The 16138-nt window shown below is 74.3% G+C and carries 18 protein-coding genes; 12 read left to right on the top strand and 6 right to left on the bottom strand.

Going from position 1 to position 16138, the window contains the following annotated elements:
- Positions 1-114: 114 nt before the first annotated feature.
- The 3 genes from AB0B20_RS14270 (at position 115) to AB0B20_RS14260 (ending at position 2650) form a co-directional block, all read left to right on the top strand.
- On the top strand, positions 115-849 hold the full coding sequence (locus AB0B20_RS14270) for a hypothetical protein (RefSeq protein ID WP_357470739.1): 735 nt from the start codon (positions 115-117) through the stop codon (positions 847-849).
- Between the two features lie 167 nt (positions 850-1016).
- The gene (locus AB0B20_RS14265) at positions 1017-1838 is read left to right on the top strand and encodes an HAD family hydrolase (RefSeq protein ID WP_357470736.1); all 822 of its coding nucleotides are present in this window, start codon (positions 1017-1019) and stop codon (positions 1836-1838) included.
- Positions 1838-2650 carry an HAD family hydrolase gene (locus AB0B20_RS14260; protein ID WP_357470733.1) on the top strand — a complete coding sequence of 271 codons (813 nt, stop codon included), beginning with the start codon at positions 1838-1840 and terminating at the stop codon, positions 2648-2650. Before AB0B20_RS14265 ends, AB0B20_RS14260 begins: the two co-directional genes overlap by 1 nt.
- Positions 2651-2685: 35 nt before the next feature.
- On the opposite strand, the gene AB0B20_RS14255 is transcribed toward AB0B20_RS14260, so the two are convergent.
- Positions 2686-3276, bottom strand: a complete 591-nt coding sequence (locus tag AB0B20_RS14255) for a bacterial proteasome activator family protein (RefSeq protein WP_355093734.1) — start codon at positions 3274-3276, stop codon at positions 2686-2688.
- A 57-nt stretch (positions 3277-3333) separates the two neighbouring features.
- On the opposite strand from AB0B20_RS14255, the gene AB0B20_RS14250 reads away from it, so the two are divergent.
- Together AB0B20_RS14250 and AB0B20_RS14245 are read left to right on the top strand one after the other, a co-directional pair.
- Positions 3334-4161, top strand: coding sequence for an alpha/beta hydrolase (locus AB0B20_RS14250; RefSeq protein WP_357470730.1), 828 nt, complete (start codon positions 3334-3336; stop codon positions 4159-4161).
- Positions 4162-4209: 48 nt separating this feature from the next.
- Positions 4210-5433, top strand: a complete 1224-nt coding sequence (locus tag AB0B20_RS14245) for an ABC transporter substrate-binding protein (protein WP_357382042.1) — start codon at positions 4210-4212, stop codon at positions 5431-5433.
- Positions 5434-5497: 64 nt separating this feature from the next.
- Here AB0B20_RS14245 and ddaH read toward each other — a convergent pair whose 3' ends face one another.
- Positions 5498-6331, bottom strand: a complete 834-nt coding sequence (gene ddaH, locus AB0B20_RS14240) for a dimethylargininase (RefSeq protein WP_357470727.1) — start codon at positions 6329-6331, stop codon at positions 5498-5500.
- A 59-nt stretch (positions 6332-6390) separates the two neighbouring features.
- Here ddaH and AB0B20_RS14235 point away from each other — a divergent pair, with 59 nt between their 5' ends.
- Both AB0B20_RS14235 and AB0B20_RS14230 read left to right on the top strand, forming a co-directional pair.
- On the top strand, positions 6391-6849 hold the full coding sequence (locus tag AB0B20_RS14235) for an Lrp/AsnC family transcriptional regulator (RefSeq protein ID WP_013289323.1): 459 nt from the start codon (positions 6391-6393) through the stop codon (positions 6847-6849).
- A 55-nt stretch (positions 6850-6904) separates the two neighbouring features.
- The gene (locus AB0B20_RS14230; RefSeq protein WP_357470724.1) at positions 6905-7861 is read left to right on the top strand and encodes a zinc-binding dehydrogenase; all 957 of its coding nucleotides are present in this window, start codon (positions 6905-6907) and stop codon (positions 7859-7861) included.
- 6 nt (positions 7862-7867) lie between these two features.
- Here AB0B20_RS14230 and AB0B20_RS14225 read toward each other — a convergent pair whose 3' ends face one another.
- The 3 genes from AB0B20_RS14225 to AB0B20_RS14215 all read right to left on the bottom strand — a co-directional run bounded on the left by AB0B20_RS14225 (position 7868) and on the right by AB0B20_RS14215 (position 9966).
- The gene (locus tag AB0B20_RS14225; protein WP_357470721.1) at positions 7868-8968 is read right to left on the bottom strand and encodes a hypothetical protein; all 1101 of its coding nucleotides are present in this window, start codon (positions 8966-8968) and stop codon (positions 7868-7870) included.
- Positions 8969-9034: 66 nt separating this feature from the next.
- Complete coding sequence (locus AB0B20_RS14220; RefSeq protein WP_357382049.1) at positions 9035-9292, bottom strand: DUF6457 domain-containing protein; 258 nt, start codon at positions 9290-9292, stop codon at positions 9035-9037.
- Positions 9289-9966, bottom strand: coding sequence for an NTP transferase domain-containing protein (locus tag AB0B20_RS14215; protein WP_357382051.1), 678 nt, complete (start codon positions 9964-9966; stop codon positions 9289-9291). Before AB0B20_RS14215 ends, AB0B20_RS14220 begins: the two co-directional genes overlap by 4 nt.
- A gap of 243 nt (positions 9967-10209) precedes the next feature.
- On the opposite strand from AB0B20_RS14215, the gene fdhD reads away from it, so the two are divergent.
- Positions 10210-11061 (top strand): formate dehydrogenase accessory sulfurtransferase FdhD, encoded by an 852-nt coding sequence (fdhD, locus tag AB0B20_RS14210; protein ID WP_357382053.1) that lies wholly within the window; start codon positions 10210-10212, stop codon positions 11059-11061.
- 66 nt (positions 11062-11127) lie between these two features.
- On the opposite strand, the gene AB0B20_RS14205 is transcribed toward fdhD, so the two are convergent.
- A complete protein-coding gene (locus AB0B20_RS14205) occupies positions 11128-12450 on the bottom strand; it encodes a DUF4192 domain-containing protein (RefSeq protein WP_357470718.1) in 1323 nt (440 codons plus the stop codon).
- Between the two features lie 152 nt (positions 12451-12602).
- Here AB0B20_RS14205 and AB0B20_RS14200 point away from each other — a divergent pair, with 152 nt between their 5' ends.
- The 4 genes from AB0B20_RS14200 to AB0B20_RS14185 are packed head-to-tail and all read left to right on the top strand — an operon-like array spanning position 12603 to position 16064.
- Positions 12603-13517: a fructosamine kinase family protein gene (locus AB0B20_RS14200; protein ID WP_357470715.1), complete on the top strand. Its 915-nt coding sequence runs from the start codon at positions 12603-12605 to the stop codon at positions 13515-13517.
- Positions 13514-14530 carry a GTP 3',8-cyclase MoaA gene (moaA, locus tag AB0B20_RS14195; protein WP_357382061.1) on the top strand — a complete coding sequence of 339 codons (1017 nt, stop codon included), beginning with the start codon at positions 13514-13516 and terminating at the stop codon, positions 14528-14530. The genes AB0B20_RS14200 and moaA overlap by 4 nt, the downstream gene beginning before the upstream one ends.
- Positions 14531-14532: 2 nt before the next feature.
- Entirely contained in the window at positions 14533-14778 is a 246-nt protein-coding gene (locus tag AB0B20_RS14190; protein ID WP_357382063.1) for a MoaD/ThiS family protein, read from the top strand.
- 11 nt (positions 14779-14789) lie between these two features.
- Complete coding sequence (locus AB0B20_RS14185) at positions 14790-16064, top strand: metallophosphoesterase (RefSeq protein WP_357382065.1); 1275 nt, start codon at positions 14790-14792, stop codon at positions 16062-16064.
- Positions 16065-16138: the final 74 nt, after the last annotated feature.

Raw genomic sequence — 16138 nt, 5'->3', positions numbered from 1 at the left:
ACCGACGCTAACCGAAAGCGGGCCGTACCGCACCGGACCTCGGGTCGCGATCCCGGCCGGTGGGCGCGGGCTGTGCCATGATTCGACCCAGGCCCGCGTACGGGAAGGGTGGCCATGTCGCAGGATCTCCCCGTTCCCCGGCAGGACAAGCGGATCCCCATGCAGGACAACAGGTCCGACGACACCACGATCGTCGAGTGGGGCGACGCCGAGCCGGAGTCGTCCGGCCGGGCCGGGCGCTCGCTCGCCGCGCTGAGCCGGGACCGTCGCCTGCCGACGGTGCTCACCGGGCTCGGCGCGGTGGCCGCTGTCGCCTCGCTGATCGGCGAGTGGCTGGTGATCGCGGTGCCGGCCGAAGTCCGGGGCGGCGAGACACCCACCCGGCTGACGAACGGCATCTCCGACATCGGCGGGTTCGGGACGGCGTACCTGGTGGGTGTGCTCGGGCTGTCGGTGGCGGTGGCGCTGGCGCTGCGCGGCACCCCGGCGGTACGGCAGCACGCCCGGCTGGCCGGGCTGGGTCTTGCCGCGGGCGTGCTCGGGGTGCTCGTCGCGACCGCCGCCTCCCTCGAACAGATCGCCCGGCGCATCCTGTTCTTCGTCGGTGAGCAGCGCCTCCAGGTCGAGCACGGACGCGGCCTGGTCAGCGCGTTCGTCGCCGTCGCGCTGCTGGCGGGCGCGCTGTACCTGGCCGGCCGGGCGGCCGGCGGTGTGACCGGCGACGCGGAGCCGGACGGGGAGCGGCCCGGCCGTGGCCGCCGGGCGGACGAGGACGATCTGCCCCCCGCCCCGGCGGACCTGACTGTGCAGCCCACGACGCCGTTCGCCGACCCCGACCGGTCCCGCTGAGCCAAGCCCGGCAGGGCGTACGCCGGCCACCGGGGCTTCGCCGCCGATTCGCCGGAAAGCCGTGGTTGCCGCCCGTCGCGCGAGATACGGTTGCTGCCCGCCGTCCCATGGTCGCGGCACCGAGGACCTGGTCGGCCGGCGTGACGGCGGCGGGCGAAGGAGGAACCATGACCCGCCCGGGGCTGCCCAAGCTGATCGCCACCGACCTCGACGGCACGCTCGTCCGCAGCGACGAGACCGTCTCCGCGTACACCCATCGGGTGCTGGACCGGGTGCGGTCCGCCGGGATCCCGGTGGTCGGCGCGACCGGCCGCGGACCGCGCCTGACCGAACTCACCCGCAACGACATCCGGGCCGCCGACTTCCTGGTGATGGCCGGCGGCGGCCGGGTGGTGGACCAGAGCGACCCCGAGGGGCCGCTGGTGCTGCGCGACGAGCGCCTGCCCGGCGAGGTGCTGGCCCGGATCCTCACCGACCTGGAGGCGGCGGTCGGTCCGCTGACGGTGATGGTGGAGGCGTCGGACGAGCACGACGCGCCGCTGTGGGGCGACTACCACCCGAGCTGGCCCTACCCGGACCGGTTCGAGGCGCGCAGCCGGATGGAGTGCCTGTCCTGCGACGTGATCAAGGCGTTCGCGCGGACCGCCGACCACCACGTCGACGAACTGCTGGCGGCGGCCCGCGCGGTCGTGCCGCCGGAGGTTGCCACGCTCACCCAGGCCGGGCTCGGCTTCGTCGAGATCTGCCCGCCGCGCACGGACAAGGCCAGCGGGCTGAGCGTGGTCGCCGAGCGGCTCGGCGTGGACCCGGCCGACGTGCTGGTCTTCGGCGACCAGCCGAACGACCTGCCGATGTTCGGCTGGGCGGGGTGGGCGCGGGTGGCGGTGGCGAACGCCCACCCGGAGGTGCGCGCCGCGGCGGACGAGGTCACCCTGCGCAACGACGACGACGGCGTGGCCGTCTACCTGGACCGACTACTGTCCCGGTGATGCAGGAAACCCCTCGCCTCGTCGCCAGCGACATCGACGGCACGCTGCTGCGCGACGACCGGACGCTCAGCCCGCGTACCGCCGCGGTGCTGGCCCGGGTCGCCGCCGCCGGCACACCGGTGGTCCTGGTCACCGGCCGTCCGATCCGCTGGCTCCAGCTCGTGTACGAGCAGCTCGCCGAGCCGCTGCCGGCGATCTGCGCCAACGGCGCGGTGGTGTACGACCCGGACACCGACCAGGTGCTGCGGGCCGACCCGCTCGCCCCGGAGTTGCTGGCCGAGGTGGCCCGGCGGCTGCGGGCCGAGGTGCCCGGCGTGAGCCTCGCCGTGGAGATCGTGGACAGCCGGCAGATGCGGCACGAGGCGGACTATCCGCTGCGCTGGGACGCCGACCACGACGCGATCCGGGCGGTCGAGTCGCCGGAGGAGCTGCTCGCCGCGCCCGCGGTGAAGCTGCTGGCGCGGGCGAGTGAGCAGGACCCGGACGTCTTCGTGCGGGTGGTGGCGGGCGCGCTGGAAGGGCTGGCCGAGGCGACGCACTCGTCGTACAGCGGGCTGATCGAGATCTCCGCCGCAGGCGTGACGAAGGCGGCCGGCCTGGCCTGGTACGCGGAGCGGCTGGGCGTCGACGAGCGGGACGTGCTGGCCTTCGGCGACATGCCGAACGACGTGCCGATGCTGGCCTGGGCCGGGCGGGCGGTGGCGGTCGCCAACGCCCACCCGGCCGTACGGGAGATCGCACACGAGGTCACCGGGCCGAACACCGAGGACGGTGTGGCGGCGTACCTGGAGAAGGTCTTCGGGGTGGACTGAGCGGCCGGGGCGCCTCACGCGCCCCGGCCGGCGGGTCACAGGTACTGGCCGGGCGCGTGGCCCTCGGCGCTCCCGGGCATCCCGGGCATGCCCGGGATCACGCCGCCCGGGCCGCTGGGCAGCGCCTGACGGCCGGAACGCATCTGCTCCAGCTGGACGCGGGCGGCCATCTGCTGGGCCACGAGCGCGGCCTGGATGCCGTGGAACAGCCCTTCCAGCCACCCCACGAGCTGGGCGTGCGCGATGCGCAGCTCGCCCTCGCTCGGCGTCTGCTGCTCGGTGAACGGCAGGGAGATCCGCTCCAGCTCCTCGCGCAGCTCGGGGGCGAGGCCCTCCTTCAGCTCGACGATCGAGCGTTCGTGGATCTCCCGCATCCGGTTCCGGCTGGCGTCGTCCAGCGGCGCGGCCTTCACCTCCTCCAGCAGCTGCTTGATCATGCTGCCGATCCGCATCACCTTGGCCGGCTGCTCGACCAGGCGGGTCGGGTCCTCGCCCTTGCCCTCATCGGTCTGCACCGTGCCGACCGGGCGGCCGTCCGGCCCGACCACCACCACGGTGCCGGGGATGCCATCGTTGCCCTGTTCGTCGTCGTGTCCGGCGGAGTGCGCTTCGGTCATGGCACCCATCTTTACCCACGCGAACCAGGTGCACGCGGCCGGACCGGGGGGCGCTACCGTCGCCGCATGCTCTCCGACCCGCGTGAGGTGCTGACCCGCCCGTCCCCGCCCCCGGATGCCACAGTCGCCTACGGCGACCACCCGGACCAGTGCGCCGACCTGCGCCGGCCGGCCGGCGACGGGCCACCCCGGCCGCTGGTGGTCGTGGTGCACGGCGGCTTCTGGCGGGCGGAGTACGACCGTAGCCACACCGGTCCGATGGCGGCGGCGCTCGCCGCGCTCGGACACCCCGTCGCGCAGGTCGAGTACCGCCGGACCGGCCGGCCGGGCGGTGGCTGGCCGCACACGCTCACCGACGTCCGCGCCGGGATCGCCGCGCTGCCGGAGCTGGCCGCCGCCGCGCTGCCCGGCCGGGTGGCGCCGGTGCCGCCGATCCTGGTCGGTCACTCCGCGGGCGGGCACCTGGCCCTGTACGTGGCCGCGCAGGCCCCGGAGACGGTCGGCGGGGTACTCGCGCTGGCACCGGTCGCCGACCTCGCGCAGGCGTACCGGCTGGACCTGGACGGGGGTGCGGTGGCCGCGCTGCTCGGCGGCGGCCCGGAGGAGGTGCCGGACCGGTACGCGGCGGCGGATCCATCGGCATTGGTGCCCGTTCGCACACGCACGGTAGTTGTTCATGGCGAGGCGGACGTCCAGGTCCCCGTGGCGATCAGCCGGTCCTGGGTGGCCGCCGATCGGGCCGCCGGCGGCTCCGCCACGCTCGTTGAGCTGCCCGAATGCGAGCATTTCGGACTCATCGCCCCGGGCTCCACCGCCTGGCCCCTGGTCATCGAGGCGTTGCGGTCGCTTCACGATGATCTTCAAGGCATTGACGCAGCGTCGCCGAGCAGGTAGAACGCCGAAGGGGTGTGCACCATGGCCACCCCGTCGGGAAGGAAATCGGTGGCACAGATGAACCGCAGGCGGGCGCTGCAACTGCTGGCCGCGCTGGGTACCACCGGACTGGCGGCGGGCTGCGGCTCCGGTGACGACGACTCCGGAGAGCAGGCCGGATCCGGCAGCCCGATCAAAGTCGGGCTGATCGTGCCCGGCAGCGGGGCGAACAAGGCCATCGGCGACGAGATCACCAACGGCTTCCAGCTCTTCCTCAGCATGCGCGGCCAGCAGATCGCCGGCCACCCGGTCACGCTCGTGACCGCCGAGGAGGGCGACACCGCCGCCACCGGCAAGGCCGCCGTCGACCGGCTGCTCAAAGAGGGCGTGCTCGCGCTCACCGGCGTGGTCAGCCCGACCGTGATGACCGGGATCAAGGACGCCGTCGAAGAGGCCCGGGTGCCGCTGCTCGGCTCCAACGCCTCCCCGTCGACGCTCCAGGGTGTGGTCTACATCTGGCGCACGTCGTACGTCCTGACCGAGCCCGGCGAGGCGCTCGGCGAGTACCTGCGCCAGAAGCTGGACGCGTCGAGCCGGATCGCCATCTTCGGCACCCGCGGCCCGGGCAGCCAGGACGTCGTCGAAGGGCTGCGGCGCGCGTACGAGCGGGGCCGCCGGCTCACCGAGGACCCGATCTTCACCGACGACGACCCCAACCCCTCCCGGACGCTCTACTCCGGGCCGATCCGCAAGGCGCTCGGGCGCAAGCCGGACGCGGTCTTCTGCCACTACTCCGGCGCGCAGGCCGTGCAGTTCGTCAAGCAGCTCTACGCCCAGGGCTACCGGGGACCGATCTACGCCCCCGGGTTCCTCACCGAGGGCACCGCGCTCGACCAACTCGACGACGGGGAGAAGGGCCGCGAGCGCAAGCTGATCCAGTCGTACGGCATCGAGACCGCGCTGAACTACTCGGCCGACCTCAACAACACCGCGAACCGGATCTTCGCCTCCGCGTACCGGAAGACGTTCAACTCGGCGCCGACCACGTACGCGATGGCCTCCTACGACGCCGCGCTGGTGCTGGACAAGGCGATCCGGCTGGCCGGGGCCAACCCGTCGCCGCAGCAGGTCAACCTGGCGCTCGGCAAGATCGGCCAGGTGGACAGCCCGCGCGGCACCTGGCAGTTCAACCAGACACGTACCCCACAGCAGAAGTGGTACCTGCGCCGGGTGCAGACCGACGGCCGGCTGCTCTCCAACGTCGTGATCAACGAACTGGCCACGCTGGGCTGACCGGCGCCCGTACACGTCGAAGGGCGGTCTCCCCGCGGGGAGGCCGCCCTTCGTCCGCGCCGGCTCAGTGCCGCAGCTCGGCGACGCAGCACTTCACGCTGCCGCCGCCCTTCTTCAGCTCGGCCAGCTCCACTCCGACCGGGTGGTAGCCGGCCGCCTTCAGCGTGCCGGCCAGCCGGGTCGCCTCGCTGTTCAGCACCACGTTGAGCCCGTCGCTGACCAGGTTCAGGCCGAACGCCAGCGCGTCCTCGTCGTCCGCGACGATCGCGTCCGGGAAGAGCTGGGCCAGCACCTGCTGGCTGGCGTGGGAGAAGGCGCCCGGGTAGTAGACGATGTTCTCGTCGTCGATCGAGGCCAGCGCGACGTCCAGGTGGTAGAAGCGCGGATCGACCAGGTGCAACGAGACCACCGGCCGGCCGAGCGCCTCCTGCGCCTGGGCGTGCGCGGCCGGCTCGGTCCGGAAGCCGTAGCCGGCGAGGATCAGGCCGCCGTGCGCGTCCGGCAGGTACGCGAAGTCACCCTCGCCCTCGTTCGTCTCGCTCGGCGCGATGAACCGCCAGCCCCGCTCCTCGTAGAACGCCCGGTGCGCGGCGGCCTCGGCGGACCGCTGCTCGTGCTTGAACCGGGCGCCGTAGGCGGTGCCGTCGACCACGAAGGCGCCGTTCGCGGCGTAGACCATGTCCGGCAGGCCCGCCTCGGGGGTGAGCAGGTGCACCTCGTGCCCCAGCCCGACGAGCGTCTCCCGCAGCCGGTCCCACTGCTTGACCGCCAGGTCGGCGTCGACCGGCGTGGTCACGTCCATCCACGGGTTGATCGCGTACTCGACCGTGAAGTGCTCGGGCGAGCACATGAGATATGTCCGCTTTCGCGGGACTCGCTGCTGGTTCACGGTCACCAAGAGTAGGTACGGTACAACTTTGGTAACAGCCACAAGCATTGCTTCCCGGGAGCAGAACGTTGCAGATTGACGCGGTTGACCAGCGAATCATTGCGCTACTCGTCGCGGATGCTCGCGCCTCGTACGCGGACATCGGCAGCCGGGTGTCACTCTCCGCCCCCGCCGTCAAGCGACGGGTCGACCGCCTCCGATCCGCCGGTGTGATCCGGGGGTTCACCGCCGTCGTCGACCCGGCCGCGGTCGGCTGGACCACCGAGGCGTTCGTCGAGCTGTTCTGCGCCGGCCGGACCACACCGGCGCAGATCGGTGCCGCCGCCCGCCGGCATCCCGAGGTGGTCGGCGCGTACACCGTCTCCGGGGAGGCGGACGCGCTCGTGCACCTGCGCGCCGCGGACATCTCTCACCTGGAGGAGGCGCTGGAACGGCTGCGCGCCGAATCGTTCGTCACCTCGTCCCGCAGCACCATCGTGCTCTCCCGGCTGGTCGAGTCCCCGGGCGTCGGGCCGTCCACCCCTTGACCTCAACCTCGCTTCATGTCGTGCACTCGTGTCCGGCGGAAGACGAGGAGGCGGTATGCGTGCGGTGTGGCTGCGGGAGTTCGGCGGACCGGAGGTGCTCGTGCCCGGGACGGCACCCGACCCGGCACCCGGACCGGGCCAGGTGCTCGTCGACGTGGCACACGCGAACATCACGTTCGTCGAGACGATGTTCCGGGCCAGCGGCTTCGGGCCGTTCGGCGCCGAACTGCCGGTGATTCCCGGCAACGGGGTCGGCGGCACGATCACCGCGCTGGGACCGGACGCCGACCCGGCGCTCGCCGGCCGCGTCGTGGTCACCGCCACCGGCGGCACCGGCGGGTACGCCGAGCGCGTCGTGGTCGACCAGGCCGCGCCGGTCCCCGTACCCCCGGGGTTGCCGCTGGACGCGGCGGTGGCGCTGATGGCCGACGGCCGGACCGCCCTCATGCTGGCGCGGGCTGCCGGGCTGCGGCGGGGTGACCGGGTCCTGGTCGAGGCGGCGGCCGGTGGCGTCGGGTCGCTGCTCACGCAGTCGGCGGCGGCGGCCGGGGCGACGGTGGTGGCCGCCGCCGGCGGCGCCCGCAAGGTCGACCTGCTCCGCGCCGCCGACCTCGACGTGGTGGTCGACTACCGGCAGGCCGGCTGGACCGACCGCGTCCGGGACGCCGTCGGCGCGGTCGACGTGGTGTTCGACGGCGTCGGCGGGTCGATCGCCCGGGAGGCGTTCGGCCTGCTGGACCGCGGCGGGCGGATGCTCAGCTTCGGGCTGGCCGGCGGCACCTGGGCGGACATCCCGGCCGAGGCGGCCGCCGCACGCGGCGTCACGCTGCTGAGCCCACGGCCCGGCCCGGACGAGCTGCGCGCCCTCACCGAGGCGGCGCTCGCCGAGGGCGCCGCCGGACGGCTGCGCCCCCTGATCGGGCAGCGCTTCCCGCTGGACCGGGCCGCCGCCGCGCACGCCGCGATCGAGGCGCGGGAGACCGTCGGCAAGACCCTGCTCGACGTACGCTGATCCGGCTCAGAGGTACATGCCGGTGCGGTGGTCCTCGGCCCGGGCCGGCTTGTCGCCCTCGCCGAAGAAGCGCTTGCCGCCGAACTCGCCGTGCAGACGGTCGTCCAGCTCGTCGGCGAGACCGGTCATCACCTGCACCGCGAGCATCAGATGGGTGGCCTGGAAGTTGCGGCCGAAGACCGGGATCGACGCCCACACCGTGTCGTCGGCGCAGTAGAGCCGGCCGATCGGCATCCGGTTGGTCAACTCGGAGAGCTTCACATACAGGCGCTCGGTCGGCTCGACCTCGGTCAGCACCGGCGAGAAGACGTCCACCAGCGGCGGGTTGTCCCGCACCCGGACGAAGACCATGGCCGACCCGGCCCGGATGTTTATGTCACCGTCGGAGTCGACCTGGAGCTTGTCGGACGTGGACTTCAGCATCGTCGACACGACGGTGCGGACCCGCTCCGCCAGCGCCAGCACGTCGTTCTCGCCGGCCTGGGCGGCCGCCGCCGCGGCCAGCGCCTCGTCCAGGTCGGCCTCGACGTCGCGGTCCGGGCCGAACTCGCTGCGAGCGGTGCCGAGCGGTTCCACAGGCAACGGCTCACCCTCGGTGTCGTGCACCAGGTAGACCAGGAAGGCGGGATGCGGGGCGCCGTAGACGTCGCGCAGCGTCCGGGACAGCACGGCGGCCAGCCGGGTCGCCTCGTCGGCGCCGCAGTCCAGCCCGAACTGCTCGCCGGAGCCCGGCACCACACCCGGCGGTGACCAGCCGAGCGCCACCATGTCGGCCACCGCCGCCCGGTCCAGCCGGTAGCCCTGCGGCAGCGTGGCGTTGCCGACCGCGCGGGCCGAGAGGTGTCCCTCCTCGCCGGCGTCCACGCTCACCGAGTAGACGGCGTCCCCCGTGCCCGAGGCGGTCGGGTCGAGCGTCACCTCCAGATGCCCGCCCGTGGGCAGCCCGCGCAGCCGGTCGGCGAGCGCCCGGGCGAACTCGCGCCAGGCCTCGGTGACCTTGGCGCGGAGATCAGCAGTGGTCGGCTCGTCGAGCAGGATCGGCTCGTGGTGCTCCGGCGTGGCGCCGGTGGCGTGGTGCTCCGGCGCCGAGGGGTGGTCTGCCGTCATAGATCGCCTCCGTCCGTTCCCGCCACCCTACCCAGGCGCGAGGGGGACCGAATCCCGCGCGAGGCGCTATTCCTTCGGTGTGGAACCGCCCAGGTCCACCGGCCAGGAGCCGGCCAGGGCGATGAGCCGCTCGGCCGCCGCGGCCGGGTCCGCGCCGCGCCCCACCGCCACCCCCAGCAGGTACGCGGTGACCGGCGCACCGGGCCGGACCACCTGGTGGGCCACGTCCCGGGCCACGTCGAGCACTGCCGACACGGGCACCCCCGCCGGGTCCAGGTCCAGTTCGGCGCAGACCGCCGTCACCCAGTCGTCAAGCACCGTCATCTCGTCCACTCCTCCGCCCGGCGTACGTCCTCGTCAGTGTCGCAGTCGAACCAGGGCGGCGGCCCTGAGCCGGACCAGGACACCTCCCGTACCGGAACCCCGGCGAGCAGCCCGCGTACCGGCGCACCGTCGAGCGAGCCGTCGCGCGTCGCGGCGAGCCGGTCGAGGGCGGCCCGCAGAGCGGGCACCCGCCAGAGGGCACAGAGGTGCTGACGGCGGCCGTCCCCGTCCACATAGCAGGCGAGCGCGGCGGCGGGCCCATCCAGCGCCTGCCGTCCGGCGGCCAGCGCGTCATCCGGCCCGGCGATCAGGGCGTCTTCCGGCCCGGCGGTCGGGGCGGCGAGGGCGCGTCGCAGCTCGGCCACCGCCGCGGCGGTGAGCAGCGGCAGGTCGGCGGCGAGCAGGGCGACAGTCGTCGTACCGGGGTCGAGCAGCGCCAACCCGGCCGCCGTGGCGGCCACCGGACCGCCACCCGGCGGCTCCTCCCGGGTCGTCCGGACTCCACTGGGCACCGGGCCGGACGAGCCGACCACGATCCGCTGGTCCGCGTCGGTCACGGCGTCCAGGACCCGGTGCAGCATCGGCCGGCCGCCGACCGCACGGGCCGGCTTGTCCACCCCGCCCATCCGCCGGGCCGCGCCACCGGCGAGCAGGATCGCCGCGTACCCCGTCACCGCCTCACAGTAGCCACAGCCACAACCGCCGCTTCCCCACCCGGGCCGGCGCCCGGCGTTGTCCGGCGTTCATCGACTGTTCCTCACCGAAGTGGTGGGGAATCCAGGCCTCCGGTACCGCCACTTCACTGAACTGGTATCGATCATCGGGCCGAGGGCTGGCCGGGGCCGGCCGAGGGCCGGGGAAGGCGGGAAGACCTGGGGCGACGTGCGGGCGGCGGGGCGCCCGGGGAGGATGGCGGCATGGGACGGGCGACGGATCGGCGTGGTGTGCTGCGGATCGACCTCGGCGCGGCCGGGGACGGCAGGGGGCGGATCCGGCGGCAGGACACCCTGGCCGTGGAGGAGCCGCTGGAGATCCGCGTCGGTGCGGCCGGTCCGGGCCGGCGCCGGCCGCTGGCGGTGACGATGCGTACGCCCGGCGACGACCTGGACCTGGCGATCGGCTTCCTGCTCACCGAAGGGCTGATCCGGTCGGCGGAGGACGTGCACACCGCGCAGCTCTGCGCCGGGGTGGAGACCCCGAACACCTACAACGTGGTCGACGTGGTGCTCTCGCCCGGCGTGCCCGAGCCCGTCACCGACCCGTCGCGCAACTTCTACACCACCAGCTCGTGCGGCGTGTGCGGCAAGGCGAGCATCGAGTCGGTGCGGACCCGCTCGCAGTTCCCGGTGCGGGACGACCCACTGGTGGTCACCGCCGAGCTGCTGGCCGGGCTGCCGGACCGGCTGCGCGCCGCGCAGCGTGCCTTCGACCGCACCGGCGGCCTGCACGCCGCCGGCCTCTTCACCGCCGACGGGGAGCTGGTCGTGCTGCGCGAGGACGTCGGGCGGCACAACGCGGTGGACAAGGTGCTCGGCTGGGCCACCCGGGAAGGGCGGCTGCCGCTGGCCGGGCATGTGCTGCTGGTCTCCGGACGGGCCAGCTTCGAACTCACCCAGAAGGCGTGGATGGCGGGTGTGCCGCTGCTCGCGGCGGTGTCCGCGCCCAGCACGCTCGCGGTCGAGCTGGCCGAGGAGGCGGGGATGACGCTGGTCGGCTTCCTGCGCGGGCCGACAATGAACGTCTACACCGGCGCGGCGCGCATCGGCTGACCGCTCACCGGGGCGTGCGTCTCGGTGGCTGACCGCTCAGCGGGCGCGCACGGCGGCGGGTGGCGGCTACCGGCGTGGCCGGCGTCGGCGGCGTCGCAGGACCGCGCCGTCGTCGGAACCGGGCCACCCGTCCAGCGCGGACGGGGCGACTCCGCGCCGGAGCGCCTCGTCGAGCAGCACCGCGAGCGAGTAGCCGGGGTGGGCGGACAGCACCCGTTCCAGGGCGACAGCCGCGAGGGCCCCGTGTCCGGCTCGCCAGGCGGCGAACGCGAGCAGACATCCCGGCGCGGCGGTCAGGTCCGGCTCGGCGCGTCGCAGCACGTCCGTCCAGAGGCTGATGTCGTCGTCCCGGCCATCGGTGCGGGACCAGGCGTGGTCGCGCACCGCCACGTGGGCGAGGAGCACCGTCAGCCAGGCCACCTCGTCGTCGTCCAGCCGCTCGCCGCGCCGCTGCCTGCGGAACGCGGCTCGCACAGCCGCCGTGCCCGCCGTCCGCACGGCCCGACGCTCACCCCCCGATCCGGCTCTGTCCGCCGGAACCGACGGCTCGCCGCCCGGACCCGCACCCTCGGCCGGAACCAGCGACACCTCGTCCGACGCGGGACCGTCCTCCAGGACCGGCGGCTCCCCGTCCGACGCGGGACCGTCCTCCAGGACCGGCGGCTCCCCGTCCGACGCGGGACCGTCCTCCAGGACCGGCGGCTCCCCGTCCGACGGGGGACGGTCGGCCGGGACCGGTAACTCCGGGGTCGGTCCGGTTCCGCCGGCTGGTGCGCCGGCCGGCGGCGGACTTCCGGTCGTCGGCGCGGACGGCCGTCCGGTGAGCGCGGCCAGGCGGAGACGGGCCCGCGCGGTGGCCCGGCGCATGGCGAGCCGGACCGGCCCGCCGAGCGGGGACACCTGCGCCGCGAGCGCCGCCCGGTCGGGCAGCGCCACCTGACCGGCGAACACCGCCGCCGCGCTGACCTGACTGGCGGCCGGGTCGTACGGGGTGCCCTCGGGCGGGCAGCAGGACGGCTCCGCGCACAGGTAGGAGAACCAGCGGCCCTCGGTGACCCGCAGCGCGTCGAGCACCACCAGGCCGGTGGCGGTCAGCGCCTCGCCGAGCGCGTCCACGATCACCGTCACCCGGGCGGCCGGACCGTAGCCGACGACAGTGGCGGCATCGGCGTCCTGCCGGGCCACCACCTGCGCCAGGTGCCGGGCCGCCGGACCGGGGTCGGCGCCCGGTGCGGGCAGGTCGCCACGGGCGGCGAAGACGACGCGCCGGCCGCGTACCGCGACCACCACGACGCTGTCGGCGGGGTGGAAGCCGAGCAGGTAGGGCACGGCCGCCACCATGTCGGCGGGCGAGCGGACGGAGAGACGCGCTGGCTCGGTGGAGTTCATGACGGGAGCGTGGGCGGCCGGGCGCCACCGCGTCAGCCCCTGTGGACGACACGCGGTCCGTCCACAGATACGGAGCGTATCGGTGCAGGTCAGCGGCGATCGGCAACGTCGCACGGCACACGGATGTCCGGGGTACCCGCTACCTTGCGCACATGGACCTGGCGTACCTGCGGGCACACCCGGAGCACCTGCCGACCTTCCTGACCCACCAGCGGATCCGGGAAACCCCGGTCTCCGGCGGTGACATCTGCGCCGCCTCCCGGCTCACGCTCGACGACGGGCACTCGGTGTTCGCCAAGACCTGGCCGGAACAGGCCGCGCGTCCGCTGCCGGAGGGCTTCTTCGCCGCCGAGGCGTCCGGGCTGCGCTGGCTGCGCGAGGCCGGTTCGGTGCCCGTACCGGATGTGCTCGTCGCCCTGCCCGGCCTGCTCGCGCTCGACTGGGTGGAGCCCGGCGAGCCGACGCCGGAGGCCGCGGAGGCGTTCGGCCGCGACCTGGCCGGTCTGCACCGCGCCGGGGCGCCCGCCTTCGGCGCGGACTGGGCCGGTTTCATCGGCGCGCTGCCGCAGGACAACACGCCTGCCCCCGGTCCGTGGGCGGGCTGGTTCGCCCGGTGCCGTCTCCTGCCCTACCTGCGCATGTCGGTCGACGGCGGCGCGCTCGACCACGCCGGTGCGGCGCTCGTCGAGCAGGTCGTCGACCGGATCGGCGAGTTCGGCGGGGACGAGCCACCGGCCCGGCTGCACGGCGACCTCTGGCCGGGCAACCTGCTCTGGGGTGCCGACGGGCGGGTCTGGCTGGTCGACCCGGCCGCGCACGGCGGGCACCGCGAGACCGACCTGGCGCAACTCGCGCTGTTCGGCGGCCCGCCGCACCTGGACCGGATCATGGCGGCCTACCGGGAGGCGTGGCCGCCGGGTGACGGGTGGCGGGAACGTGTGCCGCTGCACCAACTGCACCTGCTGCTCGTGCACACCGCGATCTTCGGAGCGGGGTACGCGGATGCCGTGCGCTCCACCGCTCGGGCCGCCCTCCGAGGGCTCGACCGCGCTACGGTCGACGGATGAGCGCCCCCCGGACGACGACCGACGGCCCTCTCGCCGACCGGTACGGCCGTGTCGCCCAGGACCTGCGGGTCTCGCTCACCGACAAGTGCAACCTGCGCTGCACCTACTGCATGCCGGCGGAGGGCCTGCCCTGGCTGGCCAATCCGCAGCTGCTCAGCGACGACGAGGTCGTCCGGCTGGTGGGTGTCGCGGTGAGCCGGCTCGGCGTCACCGAGGTGCGCTTCACCGGCGGTGAGCCGCTGATCCGGCCGGGCCTGCCGGGCATCGTGGCGGCGGTCGCCGCGCTCACGCCCCGGCCGCGCATCTCGCTCACCACGAACGGCATCGGCCTGGCCCGGATGGCGACGGCGCTGCGCACGGCCGGGCTGGACCGCGTGAACGTCTCGCTCGACACGCTGGACCGGGACCGGTTCACCGCGCTGACCCGCCGTGACCGGCTCGCCGACGTACTCGCCGGGCTGGCCGGCGCGGCGGACGCCGGGCTGACCCCCGTGAAGATCAATTCGGTGCTGATGCGGGGCACCAACGACGACGAGGCGCCCGCATTGCTCCGGTTCGCCCTCGCGCACGGCTACGAGCTGCGGTTCATCGAGCAGATGCCGCTCGACGCCCAGCACGGCTGGGACCGCTCGACCATGGTTACCGCCGACGAGATCCTGACCTCACTGCGGGCCGCGTTCGCGCTGACGCCGGACCCGTCCGAGCGGGGTGCGGCACCGGCCGAGACGTGGCTGGTGGACGGCGGGCCGGCCCGGGTCGGCGTGATCGCCAGCGTGACCCGGCCGTTCTGCGGCGACTGTGACCGCACCCGGCTCACCGCCGACGGCCAGGTGCGCAACTGCCTGTTCGCCACCGAGGAGTCGGACCTGCGCGGCGCGCTGCGCGACGGCGCGGACGACGAGGAACTGGCCCGGCGCTGGCGTGCGGCGATGTGGGTCAAGCGGGCCGGGCACGGCATCGACGACCCGGCGTTCCTCCAGCCCGCGCGTTCGATGTCGGCGATCGGAGGCTGAGGGTGGAGCTGACCGTCCGCTACTTCGCCGGCGCCCGCGCGGCCGCCGGACGATCCGAGGAGACCGCATCCGCCGGCCGGTCGCTGGACGAACTCCTCGACGAACTGGCCGCCCGGCACGGCGAACGCCTCGGCGTGGTGCTGAAGGCGGCGAGTTTCCTGGTCGACGGCGTCGCCTGTCATGATCGACGGGCGCTGTTGCCGGCCGGGGTGACGGTGGACGTGTTGCCGCCCTTCGCGGGCGGCTGAGGGGGGCACACGTGCTGGCCATGGCGACATTCCTGGGCTTCGTCGTGCTCGTGATCGGCCTGATCCACTTCTACCTGTGGAAGCGGCTGGTCCGGGACACCACGCGCCCCGGGCGGTGGCGCCGGGCCGGCACGGTGGCGATCGCGGCGCTGGCGGTGCTCGTACCGGTGACCCTGGCCGGCACGCGCAACGGCTGGTACTGGCTGGCCTGGCCCGGCTACCTCTGGGTCGCGCTCATGTTCTACCTGCTGGTGCTGCTGCTGGTGCTGGAGGTGCCGACCGCTGTGGTCCGGCTCGTGCTGCGCCGGCGGGCCCGATCGGCGGCCACCGCCGGCCTCGAGCCCGAGCCCGCGCCCGCGCTCGTCGGCGCGGCCACCGCGGATGGTCCGCCGCCGCCTGTCGACAGCACCGAGGCAGCGCCAGCCGGTACCGACGCGCCGGACCACGACCCCTCCCGGCGGCTGCTGCTCGCCCGTGGGGCGGCGATCTTCGCCGGGCTCACCGCCGCCGGCATCACCGGGTACGGCGTACGCACCGCGATGGGTCCGCCGCAGCTCGACCGGGTGCAGATCCCGCTGGCCAAGCTGCCCCGCGGCATGGACGGGCTGCGCATCGCCACCGTCTCCGACATCCACCTCGGGCCGTTGCGCGGCCGGGCGCACACCGAGCGGATCGTCGCGATGATCAACCGGATGGACGCCGACCTGGTCGCGGTGGTGGGTGACCTCGTCGACGGCACGGTAGCCGAACTGGGCGAGGCCGCCGAGCCGCTGCGCGACCTGCAGTCCCGGTACGGCAGCTTCTTCGTCACCGGCAACCACGAGTACTACTCCGGCGTGGAGGAGTGGGTCCGTGAGGTGGACCGGCTCGGCCTGCGGGTGCTGCAGAACGAGCGGCAGGAGATCCAGGCCCGGGGCGGTGTGCTGGACCTGGCCGGGGTGAACGACGTGAGCGCCGTCGGCACCGGGGTGGCCGGGCCCGCCGACTACGCCGCCGCGCTCGGCGACCGTGACCCGAGCCGGCCGGTGGTGCTGCTGGCGCACCAGCCGGTGGCCGCGCAGGAGGCGGCGAAGTTCGGCGTCGACCTCCAGCTCTCCGGGCACACCCACGGCGGCCAGATCGTGCCGTTCAACCTGGCGGTGAAGCTCCAGCAACCGGTGGTCTCCGGTCTCGGCGAGGTGGATGGCACGAAGGTCTACGTCACAAACGGCGCCGGTTTCTGGGGCCCGCCGGTGCGGGTGGGTGCACCGCCCCAGGTGACGCTCGTCGAGCTGCGCGCGCAATAGCGTGCCGGGGCCGCCGAGTCCAGCACCGCATTGCTCAGGTCACCCGTACGCGTGGCGGCGGGCGGGCGGGGGAC

It is taken from the genome of Micromonospora sp. NPDC049151 (assembly GCF_040648395.1).
Taxonomy (GTDB): Bacteria; Actinomycetota; Actinomycetes; order Mycobacteriales; family Micromonosporaceae; genus Micromonospora.
Note: the sequence above shows the minus strand (reverse complement) of the source record. Positions and strands in the feature narration are given on the sequence as shown.

Bases quoted from the DNA above. Each gene is read 5' to 3' on its own strand.
- AB0B20_RS14230 (WP_357470724.1), top strand. From the start codon at position 6,905: ATGCGTGCGGTGTGGCTGCGGGAGTTCGGCGGACCGGAGGTGCTCGTG.
- AB0B20_RS14260 (WP_357470733.1), top strand. From the start codon at position 1,838: ATGCAGGAAACCCCTCGCCTCGTCGCCAGCGACATCGACGGCACGCTG.
- AB0B20_RS14265 (WP_357470736.1), top strand. From the start codon at position 1,017: ATGACCCGCCCGGGGCTGCCCAAGCTGATCGCCACCGACCTCGACGGC.
- AB0B20_RS14255 (WP_355093734.1), bottom strand. From the start codon at position 3,276: ATGGGTGCCATGACCGAAGCGCACTCCGCCGGACACGACGACGAACAG.
- fdhD (WP_357382053.1), top strand. From the start codon at position 10,210: ATGGGACGGGCGACGGATCGGCGTGGTGTGCTGCGGATCGACCTCGGC.
- AB0B20_RS14270 (WP_357470739.1), top strand. From the start codon at position 115: ATGTCGCAGGATCTCCCCGTTCCCCGGCAGGACAAGCGGATCCCCATG.
- moaA (WP_357382061.1), top strand. From the start codon at position 13,514: ATGAGCGCCCCCCGGACGACGACCGACGGCCCTCTCGCCGACCGGTAC.
- AB0B20_RS14250 (WP_357470730.1), top strand. From the start codon at position 3,334: ATGCTCTCCGACCCGCGTGAGGTGCTGACCCGCCCGTCCCCGCCCCCG.
- AB0B20_RS14225 (WP_357470721.1), bottom strand. From the start codon at position 8,968: ATGACGGCAGACCACCCCTCGGCGCCGGAGCACCACGCCACCGGCGCC.
- AB0B20_RS14220 (WP_357382049.1), bottom strand. From the start codon at position 9,292: ATGACGGTGCTTGACGACTGGGTGACGGCGGTCTGCGCCGAACTGGAC.
- AB0B20_RS14205 (WP_357470718.1), bottom strand. From the start codon at position 12,450: ATGAACTCCACCGAGCCAGCGCGTCTCTCCGTCCGCTCGCCCGCCGAC.
- AB0B20_RS14200 (WP_357470715.1), top strand. From the start codon at position 12,603: ATGGACCTGGCGTACCTGCGGGCACACCCGGAGCACCTGCCGACCTTC.